11 protein-coding genes and 1 pseudogene are annotated in these 9,080 nt (G+C 64.1%); 4 read left to right on the forward strand and 8 right to left on the reverse strand.

Going from position 1 to position 9,080, the window contains the following annotated elements; translation table 11 throughout:
* The first annotated feature begins 199 nt into the window (after positions 1-199).
* A complete protein-coding gene (locus NKH59_RS00405) occupies positions 200-424 on the forward strand; it encodes a hypothetical protein (RefSeq protein ID WP_031213090.1) in 225 nt (74 codons plus the stop codon).
* Positions 425-448: 24 nt separating this feature from the next.
* Here NKH59_RS00405 and NKH59_RS00410 read toward each other — a convergent pair whose 3' ends face one another.
* The 5 genes from NKH59_RS00410 to NKH59_RS00430 form a co-directional block, all read right to left on the reverse strand.
* Positions 449-1,672, reverse strand: coding sequence for an MFS transporter (locus tag NKH59_RS00410; protein ID WP_352541181.1), 1,224 nt, complete (start codon positions 1,670-1,672; stop codon positions 449-451).
* The gene (locus NKH59_RS00415) at positions 1,669-3,045 is read right to left on the reverse strand and encodes an FAD-dependent oxidoreductase (RefSeq protein ID WP_352541182.1); all 1,377 of its coding nucleotides are present in this window, start codon (positions 3,043-3,045) and stop codon (positions 1,669-1,671) included. The genes NKH59_RS00410 and NKH59_RS00415 overlap by 4 nt, the downstream gene beginning before the upstream one ends.
* 49 nt (positions 3,046-3,094) lie before the next feature.
* Positions 3,095-3,427, reverse strand: coding sequence for an ArsR/SmtB family transcription factor (locus NKH59_RS00420; RefSeq protein ID WP_352541183.1), 333 nt, complete (start codon positions 3,425-3,427; stop codon positions 3,095-3,097).
* A gap of 69 nt (positions 3,428-3,496) precedes the next feature.
* Positions 3,497-3,919 carry an arsenate reductase (glutaredoxin) gene (gene arsC, locus NKH59_RS00425; RefSeq protein WP_352541184.1) on the reverse strand — a complete coding sequence of 141 codons (423 nt, stop codon included), beginning with the start codon at positions 3,917-3,919 and terminating at the stop codon, positions 3,497-3,499.
* A gap of 874 nt (positions 3,920-4,793) precedes the next feature.
* Complete coding sequence (locus tag NKH59_RS00430; protein ID WP_352472165.1) at positions 4,794-5,417, reverse strand: NAD(P)H-dependent oxidoreductase; 624 nt, start codon at positions 5,415-5,417, stop codon at positions 4,794-4,796.
* Positions 5,418-5,700: 283 nt separating this feature from the next.
* On the opposite strand from NKH59_RS00430, the gene NKH59_RS00435 reads away from it, so the two are divergent.
* A complete protein-coding gene (locus NKH59_RS00435; RefSeq protein ID WP_352541185.1) occupies positions 5,701-6,444 on the forward strand; it encodes an SDR family oxidoreductase in 744 nt (247 codons plus the stop codon).
* 46 nt (positions 6,445-6,490) lie between these two features.
* On the opposite strand, the gene NKH59_RS00440 is transcribed toward NKH59_RS00435, so the two are convergent.
* On the reverse strand, positions 6,491-7,081 hold the full coding sequence (locus NKH59_RS00440; RefSeq protein WP_353020502.1) for a DUF922 domain-containing Zn-dependent protease: 591 nt from the start codon (positions 7,079-7,081) through the stop codon (positions 6,491-6,493).
* Positions 7,082-7,196: 115 nt separating this feature from the next.
* Between NKH59_RS00440 and NKH59_RS00445 the strand changes: the two genes are divergently transcribed.
* Positions 7,197-7,961, forward strand: coding sequence for a pseudouridine synthase (locus NKH59_RS00445; RefSeq protein WP_352541187.1), 765 nt, complete (start codon positions 7,197-7,199; stop codon positions 7,959-7,961).
* Positions 7,962-7,983: 22 nt separating this feature from the next.
* Here NKH59_RS00445 and NKH59_RS00450 read toward each other — a convergent pair whose 3' ends face one another.
* Together NKH59_RS00450 and NKH59_RS00455 are read right to left on the reverse strand one after the other, a co-directional pair.
* Positions 7,984-8,193 (reverse strand): hypothetical protein, encoded by a 210-nt coding sequence (locus NKH59_RS00450; protein WP_353020504.1) that lies wholly within the window; start codon positions 8,191-8,193, stop codon positions 7,984-7,986.
* Positions 8,183-8,692 carry a hypothetical protein gene (locus NKH59_RS00455; protein ID WP_352541188.1) on the reverse strand — a complete coding sequence of 170 codons (510 nt, stop codon included), beginning with the start codon at positions 8,690-8,692 and terminating at the stop codon, positions 8,183-8,185. Before NKH59_RS00455 ends, NKH59_RS00450 begins: the two co-directional genes overlap by 11 nt.
* A gap of 140 nt (positions 8,693-8,832) precedes the next feature.
* Between NKH59_RS00455 and NKH59_RS00460 the strand changes: the two are divergent.
* Positions 8,833-9,027: pseudogene (locus NKH59_RS00460) on the forward strand (pseudouridine synthase); the annotation flags it as partial.
* Positions 9,028-9,080 lie beyond the last annotated feature (53 nt).

Raw genomic sequence — 9,080 nt, forward strand, 5'->3', positions numbered from 1 at the left:
CGTACCTAAGTCCTACCTCCGGCCGGACCATCGGCCGTACTTCCTTCGTATTATTATTTCGTGACCTCTGCGCGCCGGAACCTTCCCTTGCATCGGGCGTTCGGGCGCTGTATCGCGATGCCTCATATTTAGGCAGGCGGAGGAAATACGAATAGGGCGGGTGGCAAAACAAACATGGGCCGGGGAGGAGCATCTTACCATGTCGAACCGTAAAATCGGAATGTCCCACAGTTTGGGGCTGCGCGTCGCTGACCTCAAATCCAGAATGCAAAGTGCCCAGATTACCGAGCATGAGATCAAGACGTTTCAAAAGGTTGCCGCCATCATGGGCGGCGCCAAAGGCTCACTGCGCCTCGATGCGGACGATCTGATCGCCGCGTCTTTCCTTGTCGATCCCTTGGAAGATCTCCCGCTCTCCAGTTGAAGGCGCCGAACGCAGGTCGAAATCCTATCGGGTTTGAACCTGCGATTGCCGCCGGCGGAGCATCCGCCAGCCCAAGCCGCATGCGAGGATGACGTTGGCCAGCGCCAGGCCGGAAAGCGCGGCCAACGTCCCGTGCGGGCCGAAGCGCTCCAGCAGCAATGCTCCGGCCGAGGGTGCCGCCGCCTGGGCGATCAGGCTCGGCATGGCGAGGCGGCCCATCAGTCTCGCGTAGCCGTTCGAGCCGAACAGCGCGAGCGGCAACGCCCCCCGCGCGATGGATTCGAGGCCGATGCCTGCGCCGTAGAAGCCCAGCGCCAGCGGGATGATTGGCATGCCGGCCCAGAGCGTCGAAACGCCGATCGCCACAAACGTAACCGAGGCAAACTTGGTGAAAATCGGATGGTGGTAGCGCGCGATCATCATCTCGATCGCGCGCGCCGCCACCTGTGATGGACCAACCAGCACGCCGAGCCCGACGGCTACGGCAAGCGCCATGCCGCTGCCTTGCAGGATTGTGAGCAGATGCACCGATAGTGTCGACGAGATCACCGCTGCGAGTGTCAGGGTCGCGGCCAGAACGATCATGATCGACGGATCGGCTTGGTTGTCGAGAATGGGTGCCGCCTTCTTCACTCCCGGTTTGACTGCCGGTTGCGGCGGCTCCCGGGGCAGGATCACCAGATAGAGCGGCAGCGCAATTGCCAGCTGAAAGGCGGCGTAAACCAGGCAGGTGCCGCGCCAGCCGACCTCCCCCAGCAGCAAGGCTGAGATCGGCCAGCAGATGGTGCTCGCAAGGCCGCCGAACAGCGTCAGCATGGTGATGGCGGAGCGCGCGCCGTGGCCGTAGTGGCGGCCAAACGTTGCGAAAGCGGCATCGTAGAGCCCCGCCCCCATGCCCAGGCCGATGACCAGCCAGGCCGCGATATAGGCCGCAAGATTAGGGGCAAGAGCCAGCCCGATCTGGCCGAGCCCGATGCATCCGGCGCTGAACGCCAGAACGTTGCGGCCGCCATGCCGCTCGATCGACGACCCGACGCGCGGAGAGATCAATCCTGCCGTGAGCAAGCCGAGAGACAGGCCGCCGACAACCCATGCCAGCGGCCAGCCGGTATCGGAGGAGACTGCCGGCGCGATGACCGCGGGAAGATAGTAGGAAGAACCCCACGCCATGATCTGCGTCAGGCCAAGCGCGGTGATGATCGCGCCGCGGCTGCGCACGATGGCCGGCGAAGGCGGCGAAAGACTCATGCCGCGACGCTGCAGCCACAGCCGCCTTTGCCGATCGCCTTTGCTTCGGCATCGGCGACACAGCAGGCGCTCGAAGCCGCCGGCGCCGGACCGCCGCAGCACCCCTTGTCGGCCACGCCGATCCGCGGCACGGTGCAGACGCCGGTCTCGGGCAGCACGAGCTGGACATTGTCGGCCGCCACCATGTCGCCGGCGATCGCCGCCGCGACCGAGCGGACCTGCTCATACCCGGTCAGCAGCAGGAAGGTCGGTGCGCGGCCATAGCTCTTGATGCCGACTGTGTAGAACCCTTGCTCTGGATGGCTGAGCTCACGGTGGCCGTGCGGCGGCACGTCGCCGCAGGAGTGCTCGTTGGGATCGATCAACGGTCCCAGTGCCTTGACGCTTTCCAGCCATGGATCGAGCTCGAGCCGAAGCTCACGGGTCAGCGACAGATCCGGGCGTTGCCCGGTCGCGGCGATGATGCGGTCGACCGGGCCAAGCGCCTGCAAACCGTCCCTGGTCTGGCCTTCGACGACCAGCCGGCCGTTGGCATCGCGGATCGAAACAGCCGCAAAGCCCGTCACCAGCCTGACGCCGCCGCTCTCGGCGAGTTCGCGCACTTCGGCGCCGAGTTCGCCGCGTGCCGGCAATTGGTCGGCATCACCGCCACCGTAGATGCGCACCAGGTCGGTGCCGCGCGTCGTCCAGATGAAAGCGGTGCCGGCCTCCACATTTGCCAGGCTGGCGAGATCCAGCACCGCATTGGCGGCCGAATGGCCGGAGCCGGCGACCAGCGTCGTCTTCCCCGCATAAAGGCTGCGGTCGCGGCCGAGAATATCGGGGATGCCGTAGGCGATGCGGTCGGCAAATTCGGCCTCGCCTTCTGCAGGAATTCCGCCGGCGCCGAGCGGGTTCGGCATCTGCCAGGTTCCCGAAGCATCGATGACGGCACGTGCGCTGTCGCGTCTTGTACCATCGGCAGTCTCGACCGCCAGCATGAACGGCCGGTTCTCGCGTCCCTTGCTCAGCACCTTGTCGGCGCCCCAGCGCGAGATGCCGACAACCCGGGCGCCGGTTTCGATCGACGGCGACAATTGCGGAAGCTTTGCAAGCGGCTCGAGATAATCCGTGACGAGATCATCCGCGGTCGGGAATGCCTCGGGTTCCGGCATCCGCCAGCCATGCGCCTCGAGCAGGTTTCTGGCCGCCTGATCGACGCAATAGCGCCAGGGCGTGAACACACGGACATGTCCCCAATCCCTGAGGTTGGATGCAACCGCATTGCCGGCTTCGTAGACTTTGACAGGAATGCCTTGCGCGATGAGGTGGACCGCTGCCGCCAGGCCGACTGGCCCGGCGCCAATCACTGCAACGGGGAGTTTTTCGATCATCTCCATCTCTTCCATCCTTCCGGTAATTTCGAATTATACTGCCAAAAAATCACGCCGCTGTTTTGGCGGCCGCTTCCACCGATGCTGGCGCACAGGTGGCGTCGGCGCAGCATTCGTCCGCGAGGTATCCGATGAGCCCGTTCATGGCGGGATAGTTGGCCCGGCAGATCAGCGTCGTCGCCTGGCGCTCCTGTGTCACCAGGCCGGTGTCGACCAGCCGCTTGAGGTGATGCGAGAGCGTCGAGGCAGCGATGCCCAATCTGTCCTGGATACGCCCGACCGGCAGCCCCTCATCGCCCGCCCGCACCAGCGTCCGATAGAGCTGCAACCGCGTCGGGCTGCCGAGGGCTTCGAGTTGCGAGGCTGCTTTTTCGAGTTTCATGGAAATAAGCTATTTCCAGAATCGCTGCACGTCAAGAGAATTTCGACAAAGATCGAAATAAGACGATATCTAGCCGACGCGCTTGCCGCTGGCGTCGATGACCATCTCGCCGTCCTCCTTGGTGAACGGGCCGATATCCGGATTGGGCAGGATATCGAGCACCGCTTCGGATGGTCGGGCGAGCATGGTGCCGAGCGGCGTCACCACGATCGGCCGGTTGATCAGGATCGGATGCGCCAGCATGAAATCGAGGATCTCGTCGTCGCTCCACTTCGGGTCGCCCAGGCCAAGTTCGGCATAGGGCGTGCCCTTTTCGCGCAGCAATTGGCGCGGCGTCATGCCCATCGCTGCGATCAGCTCGACGAGCTTTTCGCGCGACGGCGGATTTTTTAGATATTCGACCACCTCAGGCTCCTCGCCGGACTGCCTGATCATGGCCAGCGTGTTGCGCGAGGTGCCGCAATCGGGGTTGTGGTAGATGGTGACGGTCATTGCGCGGCCTTCATCTGTCCGATCTGTTTTGGTTCGGCGAGCAGCCACCCTGCAAAGGCCATGGCGAGCAATCGCTTTAGACCTAAAGTTGAATCAGCCCCTTACTTCACGGGTTTGCGCCGCCCCATGCCTGCTTGCTGGCGTCGTTGTAGACGGAGCGAGGGACGCTGACAATTTCGCAAAGCGCCAACGTTGCAAGCATAGCGCCAGCGTTGCGGCCGGGTCTATCTCCCCGTTTATGGCAGGGCTATCGCAGATCGAAAGCGGAGGCTTTCGCTCTACGCTTTCGCTCTACGAAGAACCCTACCCCTAACCCCTCCCCACAAGGGGGAGGGAGACCTCCGTCGGCGCCGACCTCGGCAAATTGCCTGCTTTTCGGCGCCAAGGGGAAGTAAAGGCACGCGGCAGCGTTCCCTCCCCCTTGTGGGGAGGGGTTAGGGGTAGGGGTCCCTTCTTCGTAAGAATCCATATGCGATTTGCCCTGCCCCTGCGGGAGATGCCAAGTGGGGCGAAGGAATACGAGTTTGCAATCGTTCTGAGCAGCGACCTCGGACGAGCAGGAATTCGGATTTTCTATCGCCACGGCGTATTTTGTTCTTGCTTTGTGCCGGCAGCTATGCTATTAATTTGGGCATGGTGCTAATTGGCTCCCAACGATCCGCCTCCGAGGCGGGTTTTTCGTTTCAGGCGTTGCAGCGTTCGGTAGGTGGGTCCGTCAAGTCCATATTCGATTGCCCTGCCGTTTACGGGGAGAAACGCCCGGCAGGGCCAGAGGGGCGGCGCCTACTTCGATAATTGGCCGTCTCCAACACCAACCTGGCGCAATCGCCCGTCCAAAGCGATTGCCCGCGCCGGCGACGGCCCACCCGGCTGATCAGCCAGGCACCGTGGCGGCGACCGCATCAGCGCGGCCAAGGCCGGCAACCGCTTTTCTGACCCGCTGCAAATGCGCCTGGCGTCCGGCGGCCGAGACGCTGTCCATCCGGTAGAGCGCCAGGAATTTGGTCCGGCATAGCGGATGGCAGACGGAGCGGAAGCCGCGCAGCAGGGTCCGCCGGCCGGGCTGTCCCATGATCCACGACATCAGCGGCGTGGCGCCACATGTGGTCATTGCCATCACCCGGCGTATGTGCCGCAATTTGGGCCGCGGGCCGCGTCGTGCCGTCGGCATCTCGAAAGCGAAGCCCGGCACCAGCACACGCTCCAGCCAGCCTTTCAGCATCGCCGGAAGGCCATACCACCAGGTCGGATAGATGAAGACGACCGCCTCCGCCCAGAGCAGCTCCTGCGCATGTTCGTGCACCGGTTGCAGGTTCGCCGCCTTGTCGTGGTAACCGCGCCATTCCTGCGTGCGCATGACCGGATCGAAGCCGGCCGCATAAAGGTCGAGCAGGTGGACCTGGTGGCCGCTTTCGGCAAGCGTCTCCAGCACTGTGTCGCGCACGGCGCCGTTGAAGCTGTCGGCGCAGGGATGGCAATGGACGACGAGGACCTTCATCTGGCGCTCAGACCTGTCGGTCGCGAGAGGATCGCGGAGGTGCATGCAAGCGTCGCATGCAAACAAGCCACCCGCAGACGTAGTCGATCAGCTGTTTTCATGCGAAGCCCCGCAGCCCCCATATCAAGACGCAACACCTCCGGTCGCGTCAAGGCCCGTTCGTGCGCAGACGTGGGCTTGCTGGGGCCAAAACCCTAACGGTGGATTCGGTTTTTCGATCAGCATTGTTCCAGAAAGCCGGCGCCCTAGCTTCACGGCGGGTCCAAAGCGTCAGGAGAAAAAGATGCAGACAGGAAAACTGAGCGGCAAGATCGCCTTGGTGACGGGCGCCTCTTCCGGCATTGGCGAGGCCACCGCCCTGGCGCTGGCGGCCGAGGGCGCCACGCTGGTGATTGCCGCGCGGCGCGCCGAGCGGCTGGACGATCTGGCGAGGCGGATCCGTGAAACCGGCAGCGCGGCACTGCCGATGACGGTCGACGTCACCGACGAGGCGCAGGCCTCGGCCATGGTCGAACGGGTCGCGCGTGAATACGGCCGGCTCGACATGCTGCTCGCCATTGCCGGCGTTGGCGTCGCGGCGCCGTTCCGCAACACGACGCCGGAAGAATACCGCCGGATGGTCGACGTCAACATCCTGGGCCTGCTTTATCCGATCCATGCGGCACTGCCGTCGATGCAGCGGCAAGGCGCCGGCCACATCGTCGTGGTCTCGTCGGGCACCGGCCGTTATATCCACCCTTCGGTGGTTTATTCCGGCACCAAGCACGCGGTGAGCGCGATGGCGGAATCGCTGCGCCGCGAGATCGGCAAGGATGGCATCCGCGTCACCTGCATCGAGCCTGGCGCCGTCAAGACCGAGTTCACCCAGAATATGCGTGCCGATGTGCGCCAGGCGGTCGAGCAAAGGCTGGGCGACATGGAGCAGCTGGAAAGCGAGGACATCGCCGCCGCCATCCTGTATGCGGTGAGCCAGCCGCCACGGGTCAACGTCAACATCCTGACGCTCTATCCGACCGAGCAGGCGTGAGGGCCGCAAAGGTGGTGCCCTGCGCCGCCCCCGCAGCCCTGCAGCGTCATCCGCCGGTCATCAGCGTGAACACAAGCTGCCGCAGCTTGCCGCCTGGGCCGAATTCGACCCGGTCGAAATCGCGGCTCGCCTGCCGTTGTGCCTGGGAGGTTCCGGCGAGCCGTCTCGTCACTTCGATCCTGATCTTGCTGCAGCCACGGTCATCGGCGACGGTCAGGCCAATGGTGGCCGCCTCGATCTTGTGCACCATGTCGACGATGCTGGCGCCGTGCACCTTCTCGTGGGCGGCGAGGCCGGCTGCGAAAACCTCCCAGTTCTTCTGGATTGCGCCCGGCAGCCGCGCGGCCGGCTTCGGCAAGGTGTAGGTAATGATCAGCTTCGGTCGCGCCGACACCAGCACGCAGGCGTCGCCTTGCGGCTGGTAGTCCCTCACCCAGGTCAGCTTGAAATTGGTATGCGCGATGACGCGGCGTTCGCCGAGCAGCGGTCCGCGCCCGCCGATCGAGGCATAGAGCTCCGGGCCGGATTGCCCTGAGATGGCATAGGTCTCGACCTTTTCGACTGCCTGCCAGCCGGCATGCGCCGGCGATGTCGGCAACAAGGCGAGCAGCAGGCAAAGGCGAATGGCTGTTTTCATGCAAGTCCTCGCAGCCGCTGCGCACGACGCAAACGATATGCAGTTCCCTTCCGTGGACATAGCCGGCGGCCGGCTATAGTGGGATGCTCGTATACAAGAATCCACAGGCAACATCATGTCGCCGCGACCGAACATTGCCCGGCAACGCCCTGCCCCCGGGGCCCAGCCTCCCGGCGTCAGCCTCTGTCGCGCGCTGTCGAAGCTTGGCCTGTGCTCGCGCAAGCAGGCCGAGCTTCTGGTTTCCGAGGGGCGCGTGCGGGTCGCAGGCAAGATCGTGCGCAACGGCTCGATTCGCGTCGATCCAGGCCGCGATCGCATCGAGGTCGACGGCCGCCGCGTCGCCGCCGAGCGCAAGGTCTATCTGATGCTCAACAAGCCGCGCGGGCTGGTCACCACCCGTGACGACCCGCAGGACCGCGGCACCGTCTATGATTGCCTGGCAGGCCTCGACCTGCCTTTCGTCTCGCCCGTCGGCCGCCTCGACAAGGCCAGCGAAGGCCTGCTGTTGATGACCAACGACACGCGCTTCGCGCAGCGCCTGCTCGATCCCGCCTCGCATGTCGCCAAGACCTATCACGTGCAGATCGGCGCGCTGCCCGACGAGGCCATGCTGGCGCGGTTGCGCGCCGGCGCGACCGTCGACGGAGAATTGCTGGCGGCCCGCTCGATCGAGTTGCTGCGCGGCGGCACCAGCACCGCCTGGCTGGAAATCGTGCTCGACGAGGGCCGCAACCGCCATATCCGCCGGCTGCTCGCCGCCCACGATATCGAGGTGCTGCGCCTGGTGCGGATCGCGATCGGATCTCTGCAACTCGGCGACCTTGCCAAAGGCAAGGCACGCCATCTGAGCGCGGAAGAGCAGGCGCTGCTTCAGGCCTGAGCTGCAGGCGGCGACTCGACAGTCAGCCAACTGCCCGCCAAAGCTGTTCCCTGTCGGATACAGCATCAATTGCCCGCAAGAGAACCGACACCGCGGTGTCCAGGCTGCTTTCCTCGGCCTCCAGTTGGACAAGCCCTGTCCAGGGATCGAGGTTAGCGGGATCACGCTCTATCTTCGCAACCAACGTCTCGCGCGATTCAAATTGAAATGTAAGGGGTTCATCAGTTGTCATTGTCGGAAGAAGCCTTGGCTTTGCTGCACTGGGCCAGCACCTTGCCGATGGCGGCGGATGAGCCGGCAAGCGGAAAGCTGTTCTCGCCATATTTGCCCGAGGCGACCGTGACCTCGCCCTTGGAGCGCAGCAGGGCCAACAGCGGGTCGGTGCTGCTCAATTCCACGGTGAAGGTGTTGTACATTTCTTCGAGTTGAAGCGTCTTGGTCACCGCCTTGCCGCCGGCCTTGAACGCGAACGAAGCGATGCCGGGTTCCAGTTGCGGACCGCTGTCGCCCAAATCATAGCTCAGCGTCGGCTTGCCGAAACAGGCCAGCGTCAGCTGGGCGCCGCCATTCGATCCGCCGCAGACCGACGCCATCAGCACTTTGCCGCCCTCCTCTTCCTCCAGTTTCGCCGTCCAGCCGCACGGCGCGGCAAACGCCGGCTGCGCCGCTTGCAGGACGACCTGAGCGGCGACGCAACCCGCCACGACGAATTTCGCCAATCCGCTTCGCATGATCTTCCCTTCCCAAGTCATCGAACCATCGTCGGCCACGTGGCATCAAGGACTATACAAAACAAATTGTCCCGTGGCATTACCGGCGACACCAGGGCGCTGTAGCAATTCAGGCGATTGATTTTCGATCGAGTGGAAGCGGCACCAGCACCGCCTGGCTGGAGATCGTGCTCGACGAGGGCGGCAACCGCCACATCCGCCGGCTGCTCGCCACCCACGATATCGAGGTGCTGCGCCTGGTACGGATCGCGATCGGATCTCTGCAACTCGGCGACCTTGCCAAGGGCAAGGCACGCCATCTGAGCGCCGAAGAGCTGGCGCTGCTTCAGGCCTGAGCGACCAGGCACTGGAGGCCCCTTGAACCGAAGCGGCAATTGACATTTGCATC

The sequence above is a fragment of the Mesorhizobium sp. M0998 genome, assembly GCF_040318885.1.
GTDB lineage: Bacteria > Pseudomonadota > Alphaproteobacteria > Rhizobiales > Rhizobiaceae > Mesorhizobium.

What these genes read in the sequence shown, in the direction of transcription:
- NKH59_RS00405 (WP_031213090.1), top strand. Translation starts at nt 200, where the DNA reads ATGTCGAACCGTAAAATCGGAATGTCCCACAGTTTGGGGCTGCGCGTC.
- NKH59_RS00410 (WP_352541181.1), bottom strand. Translation starts at nt 1,672, where the DNA reads ATGAGTCTTTCGCCGCCTTCGCCGGCCATCGTGCGCAGCCGCGGCGCG.
- NKH59_RS00415 (WP_352541182.1), bottom strand. Translation starts at nt 3,045, where the DNA reads ATGATCGAAAAACTCCCCGTTGCAGTGATTGGCGCCGGGCCAGTCGGC.
- NKH59_RS00420 (WP_352541183.1), bottom strand. Translation starts at nt 3,427, where the DNA reads ATGAAACTCGAAAAAGCAGCCTCGCAACTCGAAGCCCTCGGCAGCCCG.
- arsC (WP_352541184.1), bottom strand. Translation starts at nt 3,919, where the DNA reads ATGACCGTCACCATCTACCACAACCCCGATTGCGGCACCTCGCGCAAC.
- NKH59_RS00430 (WP_352472165.1), bottom strand. Translation starts at nt 5,417, where the DNA reads ATGAAGGTCCTCGTCGTCCATTGCCATCCCTGCGCCGACAGCTTCAAC.
- NKH59_RS00435 (WP_352541185.1), top strand. Translation starts at nt 5,701, where the DNA reads ATGCAGACAGGAAAACTGAGCGGCAAGATCGCCTTGGTGACGGGCGCC.
- NKH59_RS00440 (WP_353020502.1), bottom strand. Translation starts at nt 7,081, where the DNA reads ATGAAAACAGCCATTCGCCTTTGCCTGCTGCTCGCCTTGTTGCCGACA.
- NKH59_RS00445 (WP_352541187.1), top strand. Translation starts at nt 7,197, where the DNA reads ATGTCGCCGCGACCGAACATTGCCCGGCAACGCCCTGCCCCCGGGGCC.
- NKH59_RS00450 (WP_353020504.1), bottom strand. Translation starts at nt 8,193, where the DNA reads ATGACAACTGATGAACCCCTTACATTTCAATTTGAATCGCGCGAGACG.
- NKH59_RS00455 (WP_352541188.1), bottom strand. Translation starts at nt 8,692, where the DNA reads ATGCGAAGCGGATTGGCGAAATTCGTCGTGGCGGGTTGCGTCGCCGCT.